This is a genomic window from Phyllobacterium sophorae (genome assembly GCF_003010965.1).
GTDB classification, from domain to species: domain Bacteria; phylum Pseudomonadota; class Alphaproteobacteria; order Rhizobiales; family Rhizobiaceae; genus Phyllobacterium; species Phyllobacterium sophorae.
This window is the reverse complement of the sequence record NZ_PGGM01000018.1, coordinates 97,990-116,574: the sequence shown is the minus strand read 5'-3', so window position 1 is coordinate 116,574 and position 18,585 is coordinate 97,990. Positions and strand designations below refer to the sequence as shown.

Below are 18,585 nucleotides of genomic sequence, written 5' to 3'. Positions count from 1 at the left end.
GGGGGCATGCACGAACTTGCATCACTTGATAGTCATTTCGTTCGGGCGCAAATGGAATACTTAGCAATATGGGAAGGTTCCAGCGCCAAGGTATTCGGGATTCGCTACCGCGTTCAAGATGAGAATCAGCCCCTGCCCCTCGACACCAGAACTTGCGTTAACTAGCGTACCCGAAGCGTATGGGGGATATGATGCGATTTTCTACTCCAGGAATTGTGCTGGTAGCGGCGGCCTTGACCGCGTGCACGACGGCGGGCGGCAGAAGCGGCAGCGAGGGCCAGGTCACTTCTGATGCCAAAACCCTGGTGACCGTTTCCTATCAATGCCAGGATGCGCTCGGGCGGGAGCCGCATTATTCCGCCATCGAAAGCAGTGAGACCATCCTCAAGGCGCTTGGCAAGACAGCTGATGATGCGGACCGGACCGTGCGCGGCTGGTTGAAGGATGTAATTGCCGGACCCAAGCAGCCCACCGATTTCGACGCCAAGACTTGCAAGGACAGGTTGCTGACGCTGGCCGAGAAGGTGCGCGCTGGTTACGAGGCGGTGAAAGCGCCCGGCTAGATGCGAGCAAGTTTTGTCCAGAGCTTCACATCTGTAAATGGCAGTTGCAAATCTTGAATGGAACTGGCGGAACTGGCGCCCTATTTGACCGTTATCGGGTCCACCAAAACCCATCACGGAGAACGCAGAATGACAACGCCAACGGTTCCGCAGGATGTCTATCAGCGCCACGAAAGAGAATGGCAGGTATTGCGCGAGGCAATTGCCAAACAACAGAATTCAGCAACGACCGGCAAGAAAACCGAGAGCGCAAACGATCGCCCTCAATGGGACTTCAACCACAAGCATCAGTGATCACCTGAACGCAGCTCCGCCGCTGTAGCGTTGAGGCCCGCAAGGGCGAAGCGCTGGAAATGCTCGACAATCGCATCCTGCGCGCCGGGCTCCGCGGGGTTGAGGCCCGGCAGAACCTGCGTGAATATCTGTTTGTTGCCGACGACCAGCATGGCGAAGGGCGAGATGATGCTCAAGGCGCAGCGGGTGACAATTGGATCATCATGCGAGAGCCCGAGAATTTGCCCGACAATACGCGTTATGACCAGTTTCTTGGGCAGGATCTCCTGCTTGATCAAAACGGCGAACGCCGGGGATGGCGAGAGGATCTCCCGGCCAAGGACCCCCAGCGCCCATGACGTGGTGGCCGGGCCGGTAATTGTGCGCGCAATCAGGCCGATGAGCGTCTTCAGCTTTTCCCGTGGGTCTCCCGGCCCTTCTGCAAGGGCCACAAGTCTGTCGTAGGTCAGCAGGCGGCGATGCGCCTCGACCAGCACTTCGGTATAAAGCCCTTCAATCCCGCCATAATAGTAGTTGACCGCAGCAGAGTTGCTGCCTGCCCGCTCGGCGATCTCCTTGCCGGTGGCGCGATCGAATCCTTTTTCAGCGAATATCTCGCCAGCCGCCTCGAGAATCTGGGCCTTCGTCGTGGCGCCGTCTTCGCGGCGGCCGGGGAGCTTGCGTGGAGTTTTCCGTGCCATACGAATCATATTACACGAAACCGGTGGCGTTTGAAAGTTAAAATTGAAATTCTAATTTGACATATGATGGCTCTTTGTTTATGGTGGTTGTCATGAACAAGCCACTTCGAATAATCCTTCCCATTCTTGTCCTCGCCGGGATTGGCGGCGGCGCGTGGTGGTATTTGCACCGGCCGCCGGCCAATGACGCGCTGGCACTTTACGGCAATGTCGATTTCAGACAGGCGTCCCTGGCGTTCAATGGTTCCGAACGCATCGCAGGTGTTCTGGTTGAGGAAGGCGACATCGTTAAAAAAGGCCAGGTTCTGGCTCGCCTCGATATCAGCCGCCTTGCACCGCAGGTCCGGCAAGCCGATGCGACCGTCGCCGCGCAACGTGCCATGGTGATGAAGTTGCGCAACGGCAGCCGCCCCGAGGAAATAGCCCAGGCGCGCGCCAATCTCGCCTCCGCCAAGGCCGACGCCGCCAATGCCAACGTACAGTTTGAACGGCGTGCTGCACTGACGGCCACCAATACGATCAGCAAGCAGGATCTTGACACAGCGAAAGCTGCGGCCGGAGTAGCCGATGCCAAGGTGGAAGTGGCGCAAAGCGCGCTCGACCTTGCCATCGCGGGTCCGCGCGCCGAAGAATTGCTGCAGGCCGAGGCGCAACTGCGCGCCAATGAGGCGCAACTGGCGCTGATACGGCAGGAACTGGACGATGCCGAGCTCGTCGCACCGTTCGACGCGGTCATCCGCTCGCGGCTGATGGAACCGGGTGAAATGGCAGCGCCGACGAAGCCGGTCTTTTCACTGGCAACGATCGGTACGAAGTGGGTTCGTGCATATGTCTCGGAAACCAATCTCGGGCACGTCCGTTCCGGCATGCGCGCCAACGTGACGACTGACAGTTTTCCGGATCGTCCGCTCGACGGCTGGATCGGTTTCATCTCGCCGGTGGCGGAGTTTACGCCAAAGACTGTCGAGACAACGGATCTGCGTACCAGCCTTGTCTATGAAGTTCGGGTATTCGTTGAAGACCCGGACGACATGCTGCGGCTCGGCATGCCCGCATCGGTAATGCTGCTGCCTGACGAGGCGCCCAAGGCCCTGCCCCAGAATGCGGATGCCAAGGCAAAGTCATGACCGGCGCCGCGCCACCCTCCCCCGTCACGGCGCGGACCATCCACAAGAGTTTCCGCCGCGAAACGGACGAAATCGTCAAGGCGCTGGAAGGTGTTTCGTTCGAGGCACGGCAAGGCACGCTGACCGCACTGGTGGGACCTGACGGCGCGGGCAAGACGACCCTCCTGCGCCTGATCGCCGGGTTGATGGTCGCGACAAGCGGTGAGCTGGAAGTGCTTGGCATCGACGTCGCCGCCGACCCGCAAACCATACAGAACCGCATCGGCTACATGCCGCAAAAATTCGGCCTCTATGAGGATTTGAGCGTTCAGCAGAACCTCGATCTTTATGCGGACCTGCATGGCATCACCGGGGAGCAGCGCCGGGAGATCTATCCGCGTCTGATGGAAATGACCGATCTTGGACGCTTTACCGAGCGGCTCGCCGGCAAGCTTTCCGGCGGCATGAAGCAAAAGCTCGGCCTTGCGTGCACGCTGGTCCGCGCGCCGGAACTGCTGTTGCTGGACGAACCGACCGTGGGTGTCGACCCGCTGTCGCGGCGCGAGCTTTGGGAGATCGTCACCAAGCTCGTGCACGAAGATGGCCTGACCGTTGTCGTCAGCACCTCCTATCTCGATGAGGCGGAACTTTGCGACCACGCCGTGGTCATGCATCTTGGCAAGGTTCTGGCGCAGGGCAAACCTGACGAGATCACCGCGAAAGCAAAGGACAATGTGTTCATCGTCACACCCGAAAAAGGCATGACGGCCCGGTCGTTGCAGGCGCGGCTATTCCGGCAGGAGGGCGTTGCCGATGCCGTACCGGAAGCCGGCAAAGTGCGCGTGGTGAAGAAGCCGGACCATCGCGGCGAAATCAGGATCGACGATCGCCCGGTCAAGCTGGAACCGACTGCGGCGCGATTTGAAGATGGTTTCATGGTGCTCTTCAGCGCCGTCGCGAGCAAGAGCCAGTCCAGTGAGGTGACACTGGATAGGTCGAAGCCGGGCAACGGCGACGAGATTTCGGTGGAAGTCAACGATCTCGTTCGCACTTTCGGCGACTTCACCGCCGTCAATCATGTCAGTTTTCAGGTCAGGCGCGGTGAGATCTACGGTCTCCTCGGGCCCAACGGTGCCGGGAAAAGCACGACGTTCCGCATGCTGTGCGGGCTGATGCCCGCGACCAGCGGGACCTTGCGCGTGGCGGGTGCGGATCTGCGCACCTCGCGGGCGGAAGCGCGACAGAAGCTTGGCTATGTCGCGCAGAAGTTTTCGCTTTACGGCGATCTTTCGGTCGACGAGAACCTCGACTTCTTCGCCAGCGCCTATGGACTGCGCGGCGCGAAAAAACGCGAGCGAATCGCCTGGTCAAAGGACCAGTTCGAACTCGGCGAACTCGCAACATTGCCAAGCGGACAGCTGCCGGGAGGTTTCAAGCAGCGCCTCGCCATGGCTGCCGCACTGCTGCACGAGCCGGACATTCTCTTTCTCGACGAGGCGACCAGCGGCGCCGACCCGCTGGCGCGGCGGGAGTTCTGGGGGCGAATTACCGCGCTCTCCGAACAGGGTGTTACGGTGATCGTCACCACGCATTTCATGGAAGAGGCGGAATATTGCGACCGCATCATCATTCTCGATGCCGGTCGCAATCTCGCGGAAGGCACGCCCGCCGAAATCCGTGCCCATGCCGAGCCGAAGAATGGCGAAGAGCCGAACATGGAAGATGCCTTCATCGCCATCGTCGAGGAATCGCGCAAGGAGACGAGGAAGGCGGCATGACAGCTTCATCCTCCCGGCTCGGTCAGGGCAGTTTTCGCCGCATCATGGCGCTGGTGCGCAAGGAATCATGGCAGGTGGTGCGCGACCCGAGCAGCATTGCCGTCGGCATCGTCATGCCAATGATCCTGCTGGTGCTGTTCGGCTATGGCCTCTCGTTCGACCTGAAAAATCTCCCCGTGGCCCTGGTGATGGAAGAATCATCGGCCGAGGCACGCGGCGCGGTTTCCGGCTTCGAACTCTCCGATTATTTCGAGACGCATCAGGTCAAGACGATGGCGGAAGCGGAACGGCTGCTCATGGACAAGACCGTCAACGGCATTGTGCGCATCCCTTCGCAATTTGCCCGCGACGTGCAGGCCGGCACCGCGGAAATCCAGGTTGTCGTCAATGGCAGCGATGCCAACACCGCGCGCATCGCCCTCGGCTATGCACAAGGTGCGGTGGGGACCTGGGTGGCGCGGCAGGCGGCCCAGGGCGAGATACTGAACGCCGGGGCATCGATCGATTTGCAGATGAGGCTGTGGTTCAACGAAGCCAATGACAGCACGTATTTTCTGGTGCCGGGGCTGATCGTCCTCGTCATGACGCTGATCGGCGCGCTGCTGACAGCGCTGGTGATGGCACGCGAATGGGAGCGGGGCACTTTCGAGGCGCTGTTCGTCACCCCTGCGCGGCCCGGCGAAATCCTGCTTGGCAAGACCGTGCCCTATTTTGTCCTCGGCATGCTGGGACTGGCATTGTCGGTCATCGGCAGTCAGGTGCTGTTCGGCGTGCCGCTGCGCGGTTCGCTGTGGATACTGGTGGTCGTATCGATGCTCTATCTGCTGGTGGCGCTGGGGATAGGCCTGCTGATTTCCTCGGTGACCAAGAGCCAGTTCGTTGCCAGCCAGATCACGCTCGTCGTCACCTTCCTGCCCGCAATGATGCTGTCGGGCTTCATGTTCGATATCAGAAGCATGCCGCTGGCGATCCAGATTATCACCCATATATTTCCGGCACGCTATTTCGTCAGCGTCCTGCAGACGCTGTTCCTTGCCGGCGATATCTGGCCGGTGATCCTGCCTAACGCGGCCGTGCTTGCCGTCATGGCAACGGTGTTGATGACAGCCTCGGTTTTTGCAACGCGCAAGAAGTTGGATCAATGAGCGCGCCAACGGAATCTTTGTGCCGGAGGCAGCCATGAAAGAATCCTTTTTCCGGATAATCGCGCTGATACGCAAGGAATTGCTGGCGATGTTCAAGGACCCGAAGAGCCGCGTCGTGCTGGTCCTGCCGCCAATCCTGCAATGCCTGATCTTTGGCTATGCGGCAAGCTATGACCTTAACAACGTCCCCTATGCGGTCCTCGACCATGACCACAGCGCGGCCTCGATTGAGCTTGCCGCCAAGCTCGACGGTTCTGGCACGTTCAGCCGGGTAGCGACGCTGCAGCGGACATCGGACATCGCACAGTTCATAAATGAAGCGCGGGTCTTGCTTGTGGTGGTCATAGACCAGGATTTCGAGAAGCGGCTGATGGCCGGAATGCCCGCCAAGTTGCAGATCATCGCCGACGGCCGCAATTCCAATACGGCCGGCACCGCGCAGAGCTATGTCAACACCATCGCCGCCGACTTCACCACAAGGTGGCGTGCCGAGAACGGCCTGGAGGCGAATAGCGGCGTCAAGGTGACGACGCGCGCCTGGTATAATCCAAGCCTCGAGACGCGCTGGTACATGATCCCCTCGCTGATCGGCACGATCACCATGATGATGACATTGATGCTGACCGCCATGTCGGTTGCACGCGAACGGGAGGCAGGGACATTCGACCAGCTGCTGGTGACGCCGTTCCGGCCTTCGGAGATCATGGTCGGAAAAGCCTTGCCCTCCATGCTGGTCGGGCTCAGCCAGTCGACGACAATCCTGCTGGTGGCGCAGCTGTGGTTCCAGATCCCCTTTACCGGCTCCTATTTCATCCTCTATCTCGGGCTCGTGCTGTTCCTGTCGGCGGCGGTCGGCATCGGCCTGTTCATCTCGTCGCTGGCGGCCAATATGCAGCAGGCAATGATCTATTCATTCGTGTTGCTGATGCCGTTCATGCTTTTGTCGGGCCTGACAGCGCCAATCGGCAACATGCCGGATATCCTGCAGTATTTCACGCTGATCAATCCGCTGCGCTACGCCATCAGCATCACGCATCAGGTCTATCTGGAGGATGCCGGGATAAGCCAGCTTCTGCCGGAAATGCTGGCGCTGGTCGCAATTGCCGCCATCACCCTGCCCTTCTCGGCCTGGCTGTTCCGCAACAGGTTGACTTAACTCGGCCTGATGGTCCCGAACGTTCACTGCGTTCCGGCCCTCAAAAATCAAACCAGCTGCCGCCACGGGGCTGAATTGGTGGTTTGGTTATTTCAGTCGGGATTTCCCGCTGGCCGGAGAGCGAAGCAGTGCCTTTGCGTCCTCGATTGTCGCGGCATAGGCAACGTGGGGCGGGCGCACGCCATGGGCACGCAGCATGCGCCTGACAGTTGGAGAAGCGCCAGTGATAAGGAACCGGACGCCGGCCCGTTCGGCCTTGCGCGCCGAAGCTTCAATAACGTTGGCGGCCGTGGAATCGAGCAAAGGCACCGCCGAGCAGTCGAGAATGAAATTTCGGCGCTGATCGGCAATGCGATCAAGGATGGTGCCGACAGTGGAGGCCGCACCGAAAAAGAAAGCACCGGTCAACCGGTAGACAACCGTGTCCGGATCTGTCCCGGTCCGGTTGTTGTAGTCGGTGTGGTCTCCATTGGTCGCATCGGCCACGTCATCGACGGCAAAGGGTTCATGCGCCTCCAGCGCGACGCTCTTGGCCATGCGATCGATGAACAGGATAGCACCAAGTGCAAAGCCAACCACGATACCCTCGGTAAGGTCGCGGAAGACGACCAGTGCGAAGGTGACGAGAAGCACGACCGCATCACCGCGCGACGAACGGATGAGCGCGCGGAACGCTTCCTTCTCAACCATATTCCAGGAAACGACCGCAAGAACGCCAGCGAGTGCGGCGAGCGGGATAAAGCTGGCGAGCGGCGCCGCCACGAGCATGAAAACCAGCAGGAACGCCGAATGCAGCATCCCCGAGATCGGGCTATAGGCGCCGGCACGAACATTGGTCGCAGTCCGGGCGATGGTGCCGGTGACGCAAATGCCGCCGAAGAGCGCCGATCCCATGTTGGCAAAGCCCTGCGCAACCAGTTCACAATTCGAACGATGCCGCCTTCCAGTCATCCCATCCGCCACAACCGCCGACAAGAGCGACTCAATTGCTCCGAGCAGCGCGAAACTGAAGGCATCGGGAAGCACCGCCAATGCAAGTTCCGGTGTAAACGCCGGCAGGGCGGGAACAGGCAAGGTGCGGGGTATACCGCCAAAACGCGTGCCGAGCGTTTCAACTGGAAGGCCGAACAGGGCCGCTGCCAACGCGGCAAGGCACACCGCGATCAGCATGCCCGGCGACGATGGCCGCCAGAGCTTCAGCGCGATAATCGCGCCAATGGTCAGAAGCGAGATCGCAACGGCGGCGAGATTGATCGTACCTGCAGCCTCGCCCAGCGCGACAAGTTTGGGCCACAGGTCACCCGGCTCCTTACCTGCGAGATTGAGGCCGAACAGTTCTTTCAGCTGGCTGGCAAAGATGATCACCGCAATGCCGGCAGTGAAGCCCACGGTAACCGGATAGGGGATGAATTTGATGTAGGTCCCCAGTCTCAGATAGCCGGTAATAATCAGGAAGGTCCCGGACATCAGTGTCGCCAGGATCAAGCCATCGACGCCGTGGCGGTCCACGGTCGATGCGACTAGCACGATAAAGGCCCCCGCCGGACCGCCGATCTGGAAACGGCTTCCGCCAAGCGCCGATACGATGAACCCGCCAATGATGGCGGTAAAGAGCCCTTTGTCCGGTGTGACGCCAGACGCAATGGCAATCGCCATCGACAGCGGCAGCGCAACAATCGCAACCGTCAGCCCGGCAATGAGATCCGCCCGAAATTTCGCGCGGTCGTAGCCTTCGCGCAGGACCGTAACAAGCTTGGGGGTGAAAAGTTCGACGAAGCTCGGTGTTGCCTGCTGCTGCGACGGGTTGACTGAGTCCAATTTCACAATGCCCCTCAAACAAGGGCGGCGGGATCGTCGGCATCCAGCGTCGGCGGTCGCCGTCGCGACATGGACGGAAACGATGATCGTCCGGCCGCAAGTATACAGCCTGCTGCCTTAATCAACAGTTGCTGAAAGTCGTTTTATGAGCGCGGAAACGACTTCATGGCGATATCCACGAGCCGGTAGACCTCGTCGCGGCCTGCGCCACTCGACGCCTGGACGGCCGTGCCTTGCGCCACCGTCATGATGAAACGGGCAAGATCCTCGGGATTGCTGTCCGCAGGAAGATCGCCTTCCCGTTTGGCGCGATCGAAGCGCCTGGCAAGCGCCTTCTGCCCGACCTGGATTCGTTCGACAATGGTCTTGTGGATCTCCAGTGCGGCATCACTGCAGGCCCTGGCCGCGTTAACGACGAGACACCCGCCGGGATTGCACTCCTCAGTCTGGGCATTGACGAAACCGCGCAAAATATCGAAAGCGACGGTGCGCGCATCCGGCTGTTCGAGGGCGCTCCAGAAGAACGCCATGTAGTTCTCCTCGTAACGCTGAAGTGCCATGCGGAAGAGTTCTTCCTTGTTGCCGAAAGTGCCGTAAAGACTGGGCTTGGTGATGCCCATGCCGTCGGTCAGGTCTGTGATGGACGTGCCTTCATAGCCCTTTCGCCAGAACAGCTCCAAAGCCGTCTGCAAGGCATCGTCCGCATCAAATTCCCTCGGCCGTCCCATGGACAAGACTCCCTAGAAGAATTATACCGGTCGGTATAAAATCGGTTGACAGCTGCTGTGCCGCAGCCTTATATCAGCCGTTCTATACCGACCGGTATGGAACGTCAATCATGAATTCCCGATTTGCCATCCTCCCAATGGCACACACCTTCAAAGCAGGATGACCACGATGTCAATCAGCACTTTCAAGAAAAGTCTCTATGTCAGCGGTATTGTTCTGACGCTTGCGGCGGTCGGTGGCACGCAGTTCTTCGAACTCCCGAAAAGCCATGCGGAAGGCGAAAAGCAGCCAGCCGCAGCCCAGGCCATGCCCGTCTCCGTGGCCGTCGTCCAGCCGAAGCTAGTGACCCAGTGGAACGAATTCTCCGGCCGCCTCGAGGCCATCGATGCGGTCGAGGTGCGCTCGCGCGTTGCCGGCGCTGTCCAATCGATTGCTTTCAAGGAAGGCGCGATCGTCAAGCAGGGTGACCTGCTGGTCAAAATCGATCCCGCCCCCTATGAGGCAGAAGTTGCGCGGGCCCGCGCCCAGGTCAGTTCGGCCCAGTCGAAACTCGACTTTGCAAAGAATGAGCTTCAACGCGGCAAGCAGCTCGTGAATTCGCGCTTTGCTTCGCAGAGCGACTATGATCAGCGTCTCAATGTCCAGACAAGCGCTGCGGCTGACCTTCAGGCCGCGCAGGCGGTGCTCCAGACGGCAATGCTCAACCTTGACTATACCGATATTCGCGCGCCGATCACCGGCCGCGTCGGGCGTATCGAAATCACCCCGGGCAATCTGATCGCCGCGGGTCCGAGCGCGCCGCTTCTCACGTCGCTCGTTTCGATCAGCCCGATCTATGCGAGCTTCGAAGCAGACGAAAACGTCGTTGCCAATGCGCTTGCCGGACTTCCCGAGGGCCTGAACAGCCGCGATTTCGTCGATCGCATCCCGGTGCAGATGGACGTGCAGGGCTCGAGCGGCGTTGCAGGCAAACTACAGCTGATCAACAACAGCGTCGATGTGGCCAGCGGTACCGTCAAGGTTCGCGCGGTGTTCGACAATGCGAACGGCAAGCTCATGCCGGGCCAATTCGCCAAGGTACGCATGGGCCAGGCCAACGAACGGCAGGAACTGCTGGTCGACGAAAAGGCTGTGGGAACCGACCAGAGCAAGAAGTTCGTCATGGTCGTCAATCCCCAGAATATCGTCGAGTATCGCGAGATTACCCTTGGCGCCCGAGCCGACGGGCTGCGCATCGTCACGGCCGGCCTCCAGGCGGACGAGAGGATCGTGGTCAATGGTCTGCAGCGCGTCCGGCCTGGCTCACTCGTCGCGCCTGAAACGGTGGCGATGGGTGGCCAGGCGCCCAACCAGCAGGCGCTGGCCGACCAGGCCAAGGCAAAGCAATAATTGAGAGCCCCGCGAGGGGCAGGTTTGGAACCTGAAATGAATATCTCCAATTTCTTCATTGATCGCCCGATTTTCGCGGGCGTTCTTTCTTTCGTGATTTTCCTGGGCGGCCTTATTGCCCTGACGGCCATGCCGGTTTCGGAATATCCGGATGTTGTGCCGCCATCCATCGTGGTGCGGGCCCAATATCCGGGTGCCAATCCGAAGGTGATCGCCGAAACCGTGGCGACGCCCATCGAGGAATCGATCAACGGCGTCGAAGACATGCTCTACATGGGCAGCCAGGCAACCGCCGACGGCCAGATGACGCTGACCGTCACCTTTGCCCTCGGTACGGACCCAGACAAGGCACAGCAGCTTGTGCAGAACCGCGTCTCGCAGGCCGAACCCCGCCTGCCGGAAGAAGTACGCAGCCTCGGCATCACCACGGTGAAGAGTTCGCCGGATCTGATGCTCGTGGTCAACCTGATCTCACCGAACAATCGCTACGACATCACCTATCTGCGCAATTACGCCCTGATCAACATCAAGGACCGGCTGGCCCGTATCGATGGTGTCGGCGATGTGCAGCTGTTCGGTTCGGGCGATTATTCCATGCGTGTGTGGCTCGACCCGCAGAAGACGGCGGAGCTTGGCCTTTCGGCAACGGATGTTCTCAGCGAAATCCGCGCGCAGAACGTGCAGGCTGCCGCGGGTGTCATCGGCGCTTCGCCGAGCCCGAATGACGTCAACCTGCAATTGTCGGTGAACGCACAAGGACGGTTGCAGACCGAGGAAGAGTTCGGCCAGATCATCGTCAAGACCGCTCCAAATGGGGCGATTACCCATTTGCGCGATATTGCGCGGATCGAACTTGGCGCCGCCCAGTATTCGCTGCGCTCGCTGCTCGACAACAAACCTGCCGTCGCTATCCCCGTATTCCAGGCGCCGGGTTCGAACGCGATCCAGATCGCCGATCAGGTCCGTGCCGTGATGGACGAGATGAAGCTGACCATGCCGGAAGGTGTGGACTACGAAATCGTTTATGACACGACACAGTTTGTCCGTGCCTCGATCGAGGCCGTGGTGCACACGCTGCTCGAAGCGGTCGTGCTGGTTGTGCTGGTGGTGATCCTGTTCCTGCAGACATGGCGCGCCTCGATCATTCCGCTGATCGCGGTGCCTATCTCGATCATCGGTACGTTCGCGGTGATGCATCTCTTCGGGTTTTCCGTCAACGCGCTCAGTCTTTTCGGTCTGGTGCTCGCCATCGGGATCGTGGTGGATGACGCCATCGTCGTGGTGGAAAACGTCGAGCGCAATATCGAGAACGGACTTGCGCCACGACAGGCCACGATACAGGCCATGCGCGAGGTTTCCGGACCTATCATCGCCATTGCACTGGTGCTGGTGGCAGTATTCGTGCCGCTCGCCTTCATCACCGGGTTGACGGGACAGTTCTACCGCCAGTTCGCGCTGACGATTGCGATCTCGACGGTCATTTCGGCCTTCAACTCGCTGACCCTGTCACCTGCCCTCGCCGCTCTTCTCCTGAAGGGGCATGACGAACCGAAAGATGCCTTGACACGATTCATGGACAAGACGCTGGGCTGGCTGTTCCGTGGCTTCAACGCTGTGTTTACGCGCGGCGCCAATGGCTACAGCAAGGGCGTGCGCGGCGTGATCTCGCGCAAGACCGTGATGATGGGCATCTATCTCCTGCTCATCGGCGCGACGGCCTTCATGTTCAAGAGCGTGCCGGGCGGTTTCGTGCCGCCGCAGGACAAGCAGTATCTGGTCGGCTTTACCCAGCTGCCGGATGGTGCAACACTCGACCGGACTGAAGCCGTTGTCCGCCGCATCGGTGACATGGCGCTCAAGATACCGGGTGTCCAAAGCACCATCGCTTTCCCGGGCCTTTCGATCAATGGTTTCACCAACAGTGCCAATGCCGGGATTGTCTTCGTGTCGCTCAAGCCATTCGAGGAACGCAAGACACCGGAACTCAGTGCCGGTGCGATCGCGATGCAGCTCAACCAGCAATTGTTCGGCATCCAGGAATCGTTCAGCGCCGTGTTCCCGCCTCCCCCCGTCCAGGGTCTTGGCGCAATCGGCGGTTTCAAGCTGCAGATCGAGGACCGCAACGGACTTGGCTATCAGGCCCTCGACGAGGCGACCAAGGCGTTCCTCGGCAAGGCGGCAACGGCGCCCGAGCTGACGGGCCTGTTCTCCAGCTACCAGATCAATGTCCCGCAGCTTTATGCCGATGTGGACCGTGCCAAAGCGCGTCAGCTCAACGTATCGCTGCCGGAGATTTTCAACACGCTGCAGATCTATCTGGGTTCGGTCTACGTCAACGACTTCAACAAGTTCGGCCGTACCTATTCCGTCCGCATGCAGGCGGAATCGGATTTCCGTGCCAAGGCCGAAGACATTGGCGATCTGAAGGTTCGTTCCGGCTCGGGAGAAATGATCCCGCTGTCGGCACTGCTCAAGGTCTCGTCGAGTGCCGGACCGGATCGCGTCATGCGCTATAACGGCTTCCTTTCAGCCGATGTGAACGGCAATGCGGCACCGGGTTACTCTTCCGGTCAGGCGCGTGCGGCGGTGGAGAAGATCGCTGCCGAAACGCTTCCGGCCGGGATCGGGTTCGAGTGGACGGAACTGACCTATCAGGAGATCATAGCGGGCAACTCTGCCTACCTGATCTTCCCGCTGTCGATCCTGCTGGTGTTCCTGGTGCTGTCTGCGCAATATGAAAGCCTGGCCCTGCCGCTGTCGATTATCATGATCGTGCCGCTCGGGCTGCTGGCCGCCCTCACCGGTGTCTGGCTGACGGCTGGAGACAACAATGTCTTCACGCAGATCGGGCTGATCGTGCTTGTCGGTCTCTCTGCCAAGAACGCCATCCTGATCGTCGAGTTTGCGCGCGAGCTCGAGTTTGCGGGAGCAACGCCCTTCAAGGCGGTGATCGAGGCAAGCCGGCTGCGGTTGCGGCCGATCCTGATGACGTCGCTGGCATTCATCATGGGCGTGGTGCCGCTCGTCACCTCGACCGGCGCCGGTGCGGAAATGCGCAGCGCCATGGGCATCGCGGTGTTTGCCGGCATGATCGGCGTGACATTGTTCGGCCTGTTCATGACGCCGGTGTTCTACGTGCTGGTGCGCGCGCTCTCGGGCAATCGTCCGCTCAGGCATTCCAGTCATGGCAGCCATTTTGAAGGCGAATCAGGCCACAATTCCGGCGTTATTGCCCCGGTGGCAACGCCAGCAGAGTGAAAAAAATCCCGGCGGCGCGTCTGTTTCCTGCACATGCGCCGCTGGAAACAAACCTTTGATATTACATTGTTTCGAAAGCATGCGCCGGCGCCGGAAAGAGCAGTTCACGCCGAGATTGAGCAGGGATGAGAACTTTTTTGGTGACAAAAGGTTTCAAGCTGTTACAGTTGCGTGACCAAGCCGAGTTTCGGCACTGACGATCATGGCCCGTTTGCGTACTGCGAGGGCCGTTAAATCGGGAGCAGCCTTTAATGAGCTTTGCAGCAGCCAATGACAACCGGAAGATCAGCGACGGGTTCATTCCGTTCGTCGTCTTCGTCATATTTACCGAAATCGCAGCAACAGTGCTGCTGACATTGCCAAATTGGTATTGAGACCCCAACCCACCTCCTCGGGGTTTTCAATCCTGCCGTTTCTGGCAGGCGCTATTATTCTATTCATGATTGTCGGCCCATTCCTGATGTGACCTGATGGTCATTGACCCTCCTTTCCTGATCAGTCCGTTCAACCAAAGTCTGGCTGTCAAATATCCTGAGGAATTGGGATAGTGCGGTCCTGTTTTCTGCACAGGAAGCGCTTAAATGAACGCCGATATTGATACTCAGGCTCGTGACAATGAGATAGTAAAGTATTTTTCTGCATCGCTTGATCGTCTATCAACGGCAACGGTTGTAGTCGGCTTTATAGGCCCTGCAGCGGTATTGATGAGCAATCCGGAGGTAACGCTATCCTACGATTCTCGCCGCTGGATTTTTGTTGTTGTATCGAGCATCTATTGGCTCGTGACATCATATGGGCTACATATAACTGGCAATGCCACTTTGGCTCGAGGATTCAGATGACGAACGAATTGGCATATCTGATTACATCTGTAGTCCTGGGTACTCTCGTTGTCGGCTACGCCTATTTTGCTTCCCAAAATCTTATCGCCACAGTGGAACGCCATGAGCGTGAACGCAAAGAGCGCAAGCGAAAGCAGTTCAAACCAGCCCAATGATACCCCGGGTAACTGGCGGGAGAAACCGATGAGACGAGTGACCCTTTCGGCGCTCCTGCTGATCCTGCTTATCGCCGGATGCACGACAATGACACCCGAAGAACGGCGGGCGATCGATGGCCAGACCTGCGCATCCTACGGCTTCAGGCGCGGAACCGATGGATTCGCCTCCTGCCTGCTTAATCTGGAGCTTGACCGCCGCGCTGCGAGCCGCGCGCAATTCGAACAGATGCAATTCAATACGCCGCTGATCATCTACGATCGCCGTTACCGCCGGTGGTGAGTGGCGATCGCCGAGAGCGGACCACGATCTCGCGGCGCATCGATCATGGCACCCGTGATCTCACCATATCGTGCCAAAGTTCGTGCCTTCAAACAGGCGCGGGATACCTTGGTTATTGTCCCGGTCCCGGATAACGTGCAGCCTCCAATACAGATTTCACCCCTTACCGAGGAGACTCGAGATGCAGCTTGGTATGATTGGATTGGGACGCATGGGCAACAATATGGCGCAGCGCCTGATGAAGCATGGCCACGAATGTGTCGTGCACGACACCCGCGCCGAGAGCATGACCGAACTTGAAAGGCAGGGAGCCAAGGGGACAACCTCGCTGGAGGAGTTTGTTTCCATGCTGGCGCGGCCACGCGCGGTCTGGCTGATGCTGCCCGCCGCCGTTGTCGATCAGGTCCTTGCCAAACTCGTCCCGCTGCTCGACACGGACGATATCGTCATCGACGGCGGCAACTCCTACTATCACGACGATATCAGGCGCGGCGGCGAGCTGAAATCACACGGTATCCATTATGTCGATGTCGGGACAAGCGGCGGTATTTTTGGTCTCGAGCGCGGCTATTGCCTGATGATCGGCGGAGAAAAAGCCGTCGTCGAGCATCTGTCGCCCGTTTTTGCCGGGCTTGCACCGGGCAAAGGAAATGTCCCGGTCACCGCAAGCCGGCCGGAAAAGACCGGCAGTACTGCCGATCAGGGTTATCTGCATTGTGGCCCGCATGGCGCCGGGCACTTCGTCAAGATGGTTCATAACGGCATCGAATACGGACTGATGGCCGCCTATTCCGAGGGCCTGAACATCCTGCGCAATGCCGATATCGGCCTGCGTCCGCATGAAGCCGACGCGGAAACGACACCGCTGCAGCATCCTGAACACTACCAGTACAATTTCGACCTGCCGGAAATCGCCGAGGTATGGCGGCGCGGCAGCGTGATCAGTTCATGGCTGCTCGACCTGACCGCCGATGCCCTTTACGAGGATCCCGCGCTCGCGAGCTACGAAGGGCATGTCTCGGACTCCGGCGAAGGCCGCTGGACTGTCATGGCAGCGATCGACGAGGCCGTCCCGACCCCTGTGCTCAGCGCTGCATTGCAGGAGCGCTTCAGTTCGCGTGGCAATGCCGAATTTGCCAACAAGATCCTCTCCGCCATGCGAAGCGAGTTTGGCGGGCATGCGGAAAAGAAGCCGCGGGGATAACGACATCCCGGGCCATTTCCCGGAGACAGTTCTGCCTCCGGGGTTTCATGGGCGACGATCAATGCTGATGCCGGGATTCGCTGTCGAGGTGCGCCATCTGCGCTTCAGCATAACGGGTGCCCGAAGCGGCGCCTTTTGGAACCGCTTTTTCGATCGCGGCCATATCCACTGGCGTCAGCGTTACCTCGAGAGCGCCGAGCGCTTCCGCCAGCCGGTCACGGCGCCGGGCACCGACCAGCGGAATGATATCCTTGCCCTGTGCCGCAACCCACGCGATGGCGATTTGCGCGACAGTGACGCCCTTGGCTTCGGCGATTTTCTGCAAGGCATCGACCAGGGCCAGGTTCTTGTCGACATTTTCGTCCTGGAAGCGCGGGCTGTGGGCACGGTAATCTCCGGGCTTGGCGCGATCCTTCGTCCAGTGTCCGCTGATCAGGCCGCGTGAAAGTACGCCATAGGCCGTAATGCCGATGCCAAGTTCGCGGCAGGTTTCGAGAATGCCATCCTCGATGCCGCGGGAGATCAGCGAATATTCTATCTGAAGGTCCACGATCGGATGAACGGCGGCGGCGCGTCTGATCGTTTCCGGGCCGACTTCCGAAAGGCCGATATGCTTGACATAGCCAGCCTTGATCATGTCGCCTATTGCGCCAATGGTTTCTTCGATCGGAACATTGGGGTCGAGCCGCGCTGGGCGATATATGTCGATATGATCGACACCGAGCCGCTTCAGCGAGTAGGCAAGGAAATTCCTTGTGGCTTCAGGCCGCGCGTCAAAGCCGCTCCAGCCGCCGGCCGGATCGCGGAGCCCACCGAATTTGACGCTGATGATGGAATTCTCGCGCTTCCTGCCTTTTAGCGCTTCGGCGATCAACAGCTCATTATGCCCGGAATCATAGAAATCGCCGGTATCGAGCAGCGTGATGCCGGCTTCGAGCGCCGCATGAATCGTGGCGATGCTTTCCGTCCGGTCGGAGGGACCATAGATCGCCGACATGCCCATGCAGCCGAGGCCCAGCTCAGAAACGCGCGGTCCGGTTGCACCTAATTGACGATATTGCATTCTCAACGCTCCTTGGTTTTGTCCATCGGAAGAACTGTTCAACGAGCAATATATGAGGTCTTTCTTTGTGCGATAATCTGTTGCATTCTGTACGGGCTGTTCGGAAAAATGCACAATGATCGATTCAGTCCTTCCTGACCTCGGCGCGCTGGTGGCCGTAGCGGAAACGCGCAGCTTTCGCGCCGCCGCTGCGCTTCGCGGCGTTTCTGCGTCCTCCTTGAGCGAGGCCATTCGCCGGCTGGAGGCACATGTGGGCGTGCGCCTTCTCAACCGGACGACGCGCAGTGTTACGCCAACCGAGGCGGGGAACCAGTTATTGGCGCGACTGACACCGGCGCTCGGTGAGATCGCCGGGGCGCTGGATGCGCTGAACAATTTTCGCGATAGCCCAACAGGAACACTCAAGCTCAATGTGCCGACGATCGCGGCACAGAGGATTCTTTCGCCTATCATTAACCGGTTTCTCGCGGCGCATCCCGGAATCACGCTGGAGATTTCCGCCACTGACAGTTTCATCGATGTGCTTGCGGCGGGTTTCGATGCAGGCATTCGCTATGATGAAAGCATCGAGCGCGACATGATCGCCATCCCGATCGGACCGCGCACCCAGCGGTTCATGGCTGCCGCGGCGCCATCCTATCTTGCGGCGCGCGGAACGCCGCAGCATCCGCGCGATCTGGTCAATCATGCCTGCATTCGCCATCGCTTCGCCAGCGGCGTCATTCTCTCGTGGGAATTCGAACGAAATGGCGAGGTGATAAAGATAGCTCCTAAAGGGCCGTTAATTGCTTCAACCGCGGAGCTGGGGGTCGGCGCGGCAATTGCGGGCCTGGGGCTGATCCACACGTTCGAGGAGTATTTGAGCGAGGCGTTGGGCAGGGGCGATCTGGTCCCGGTTCTCAGCCAATGGTGGCAGAGCTTTACGGGCCCCCGCCTCTATTATCCGAGCCGCACGCACATGCCGGCGCCGCTGCGGGCTTTCGTTGATTTTATCAAGAGCCCCGGAGAACGGGCGCTGACGCCCTAGAACAAGGGCGCCAGATCCCGCGCTCCTCCCTTGCATCTGTCGCCCGGCTGTGGCATGACCCGCCTCCCTTGCCGAGGGCGCATTGGGCCGCCTTC

Annotated in this window: 18 protein-coding genes; 14 read left to right on the top strand and 4 right to left on the bottom strand. The window is 59.5% G+C overall.

Translation table 11 applies throughout. From position 1 onward, the window contains the following. The first annotated feature begins 191 nt into the window (after positions 1-191). Together CU103_RS27925 and CU103_RS31640 are read left to right on the top strand one after the other, a co-directional pair. A complete protein-coding gene (locus tag CU103_RS27925) occupies positions 192-563 on the top strand; it encodes a hypothetical protein (RefSeq protein ID WP_146147881.1) in 372 nt (123 codons plus the stop codon). A 129-nt stretch (positions 564-692) separates the two neighbouring features. Next, complete coding sequence (locus CU103_RS31640) at positions 693-857, top strand: hypothetical protein (RefSeq protein WP_162739683.1); 165 nt, start codon at positions 693-695, stop codon at positions 855-857. Here the strand turns inward: CU103_RS31640 and CU103_RS27915 are convergent. Further along, on the bottom strand, positions 851-1,537 hold the full coding sequence (locus tag CU103_RS27915) for a CerR family C-terminal domain-containing protein (protein WP_162707204.1): 687 nt from the start codon (positions 1,535-1,537) through the stop codon (positions 851-853). The two genes, CU103_RS31640 and CU103_RS27915, sit on opposite strands and share 7 nt — an antisense overlap. Positions 1,538-1,629: 92 nt before the next feature. Here CU103_RS27915 and CU103_RS27910 point away from each other — a divergent pair, with 92 nt between their 5' ends. From CU103_RS27910 to CU103_RS27895, 4 genes are read left to right on the top strand one after another with little or no spacing between them, the layout of a single operon-like run. After that, positions 1,630-2,664, top strand: coding sequence for an HlyD family secretion protein (locus tag CU103_RS27910; protein WP_106667322.1), 1,035 nt, complete (start codon positions 1,630-1,632; stop codon positions 2,662-2,664). Continuing rightward, on the top strand, positions 2,661-4,421 hold the full coding sequence (locus tag CU103_RS27905) for an ATP-binding cassette domain-containing protein (protein ID WP_106667292.1): 1,761 nt from the start codon (positions 2,661-2,663) through the stop codon (positions 4,419-4,421). Before CU103_RS27910 ends, CU103_RS27905 begins: the two co-directional genes overlap by 4 nt. After that, the gene (locus CU103_RS27900; RefSeq protein WP_106667291.1) at positions 4,418-5,566 is read left to right on the top strand and encodes an ABC transporter permease; all 1,149 of its coding nucleotides are present in this window, start codon (positions 4,418-4,420) and stop codon (positions 5,564-5,566) included. The genes CU103_RS27905 and CU103_RS27900 overlap by 4 nt, the downstream gene beginning before the upstream one ends. Positions 5,567-5,600: 34 nt before the next feature. After that, positions 5,601-6,722 carry an ABC transporter permease gene (locus tag CU103_RS27895; protein ID WP_106667290.1) on the top strand — a complete coding sequence of 374 codons (1,122 nt, stop codon included), beginning with the start codon at positions 5,601-5,603 and terminating at the stop codon, positions 6,720-6,722. 87 nt (positions 6,723-6,809) lie between these two features. Here CU103_RS27895 and CU103_RS27890 read toward each other — a convergent pair whose 3' ends face one another. Next, entirely contained in the window at positions 6,810-8,546 is a 1,737-nt protein-coding gene (locus tag CU103_RS27890; protein ID WP_245449044.1) for a SulP family inorganic anion transporter, read from the bottom strand. 137 nt (positions 8,547-8,683) lie between these two features. Next, entirely contained in the window at positions 8,684-9,268 is a 585-nt protein-coding gene (locus CU103_RS27885) for a TetR/AcrR family transcriptional regulator (RefSeq protein ID WP_106667289.1), read from the bottom strand. A gap of 169 nt (positions 9,269-9,437) precedes the next feature. Between CU103_RS27885 and CU103_RS27880 the strand changes: the two genes are divergently transcribed. The 7 genes from CU103_RS27880 to gnd all read left to right on the top strand — a co-directional run bounded on the left by CU103_RS27880 (position 9,438) and on the right by gnd (position 16,400). Continuing rightward, positions 9,438-10,658, top strand: a complete 1,221-nt coding sequence (locus tag CU103_RS27880; RefSeq protein WP_106667320.1) for an efflux RND transporter periplasmic adaptor subunit — start codon at positions 9,438-9,440, stop codon at positions 10,656-10,658. 36 nt (positions 10,659-10,694) lie between these two features. After that, positions 10,695-13,916 carry an efflux RND transporter permease subunit gene (locus CU103_RS27875; RefSeq protein ID WP_106667288.1) on the top strand — a complete coding sequence of 1,074 codons (3,222 nt, stop codon included), beginning with the start codon at positions 10,695-10,697 and terminating at the stop codon, positions 13,914-13,916. Positions 13,917-14,167: 251 nt separating this feature from the next. Then, positions 14,168-14,290, top strand: coding sequence for a hypothetical protein (locus tag CU103_RS32605; protein ID WP_257791394.1), 123 nt, complete (start codon positions 14,168-14,170; stop codon positions 14,288-14,290). A 207-nt stretch (positions 14,291-14,497) separates the two neighbouring features. Further along, positions 14,498-14,758, top strand: a complete 261-nt coding sequence (locus CU103_RS31225) for a hypothetical protein (RefSeq protein ID WP_146147880.1) — start codon at positions 14,498-14,500, stop codon at positions 14,756-14,758. After that, positions 14,755-14,913 carry a hypothetical protein gene (locus CU103_RS31635; protein WP_162739682.1) on the top strand — a complete coding sequence of 53 codons (159 nt, stop codon included), beginning with the start codon at positions 14,755-14,757 and terminating at the stop codon, positions 14,911-14,913. The genes CU103_RS31225 and CU103_RS31635 overlap by 4 nt, the downstream gene beginning before the upstream one ends. Before the next feature lie 28 nt (positions 14,914-14,941). Further along, a complete protein-coding gene (locus CU103_RS27870; RefSeq protein ID WP_106667287.1) occupies positions 14,942-15,196 on the top strand; it encodes a hypothetical protein in 255 nt (84 codons plus the stop codon). Between the two features lie 181 nt (positions 15,197-15,377). Then, a complete protein-coding gene (gene gnd / locus CU103_RS27865; protein WP_106667286.1) occupies positions 15,378-16,400 on the top strand; it encodes a phosphogluconate dehydrogenase (NAD(+)-dependent, decarboxylating) in 1,023 nt (340 codons plus the stop codon). 58 nt (positions 16,401-16,458) lie between these two features. Here gnd and CU103_RS27860 read toward each other — a convergent pair whose 3' ends face one another. Further along, positions 16,459-17,463, bottom strand: a complete 1,005-nt coding sequence (locus CU103_RS27860) for an aldo/keto reductase (RefSeq protein WP_106667285.1) — start codon at positions 17,461-17,463, stop codon at positions 16,459-16,461. Between the two features lie 115 nt (positions 17,464-17,578). Between CU103_RS27860 and CU103_RS27855 the strand changes: the two genes are divergently transcribed. Then, a complete protein-coding gene (locus tag CU103_RS27855) occupies positions 17,579-18,490 on the top strand; it encodes a LysR substrate-binding domain-containing protein (protein ID WP_106667284.1) in 912 nt (303 codons plus the stop codon). Positions 18,491-18,585: the final 95 nt, after the last annotated feature.

Bases quoted from the DNA above. Each gene is read 5' to 3' on its own strand.
- CU103_RS27925 (WP_146147881.1), top strand. From the start codon at position 192: ATGCGATTTTCTACTCCAGGAATTGTGCTGGTAGCGGCGGCCTTGACC.
- CU103_RS31640 (WP_162739683.1), top strand. From the start codon at position 693: ATGACAACGCCAACGGTTCCGCAGGATGTCTATCAGCGCCACGAAAGA.
- CU103_RS27915 (WP_162707204.1), bottom strand. From the start codon at position 1,537: ATGGCACGGAAAACTCCACGCAAGCTCCCCGGCCGCCGCGAAGACGGC.
- CU103_RS27910 (WP_106667322.1), top strand. From the start codon at position 1,630: ATGAACAAGCCACTTCGAATAATCCTTCCCATTCTTGTCCTCGCCGGG.
- CU103_RS27905 (WP_106667292.1), top strand. From the start codon at position 2,661: ATGACCGGCGCCGCGCCACCCTCCCCCGTCACGGCGCGGACCATCCAC.
- CU103_RS27900 (WP_106667291.1), top strand. From the start codon at position 4,418: ATGACAGCTTCATCCTCCCGGCTCGGTCAGGGCAGTTTTCGCCGCATC.
- CU103_RS27895 (WP_106667290.1), top strand. From the start codon at position 5,601: ATGAAAGAATCCTTTTTCCGGATAATCGCGCTGATACGCAAGGAATTG.
- CU103_RS27885 (WP_106667289.1), bottom strand. From the start codon at position 9,268: ATGGGACGGCCGAGGGAATTTGATGCGGACGATGCCTTGCAGACGGCT.
- CU103_RS27880 (WP_106667320.1), top strand. From the start codon at position 9,438: ATGTCAATCAGCACTTTCAAGAAAAGTCTCTATGTCAGCGGTATTGTT.
- CU103_RS27875 (WP_106667288.1), top strand. From the start codon at position 10,695: ATGAATATCTCCAATTTCTTCATTGATCGCCCGATTTTCGCGGGCGTT.
- CU103_RS32605 (WP_257791394.1), top strand. From the start codon at position 14,168: ATGAGCTTTGCAGCAGCCAATGACAACCGGAAGATCAGCGACGGGTTC.
- CU103_RS31225 (WP_146147880.1), top strand. From the start codon at position 14,498: ATGAACGCCGATATTGATACTCAGGCTCGTGACAATGAGATAGTAAAG.
- CU103_RS31635 (WP_162739682.1), top strand. From the start codon at position 14,755: ATGACGAACGAATTGGCATATCTGATTACATCTGTAGTCCTGGGTACT.
- CU103_RS27870 (WP_106667287.1), top strand. From the start codon at position 14,942: ATGAGACGAGTGACCCTTTCGGCGCTCCTGCTGATCCTGCTTATCGCC.
- gnd (WP_106667286.1), top strand. From the start codon at position 15,378: ATGCAGCTTGGTATGATTGGATTGGGACGCATGGGCAACAATATGGCG.
- CU103_RS27860 (WP_106667285.1), bottom strand. From the start codon at position 17,463: ATGCAATATCGTCAATTAGGTGCAACCGGACCGCGCGTTTCTGAGCTG.
- CU103_RS27855 (WP_106667284.1), top strand. From the start codon at position 17,579: ATGATCGATTCAGTCCTTCCTGACCTCGGCGCGCTGGTGGCCGTAGCG.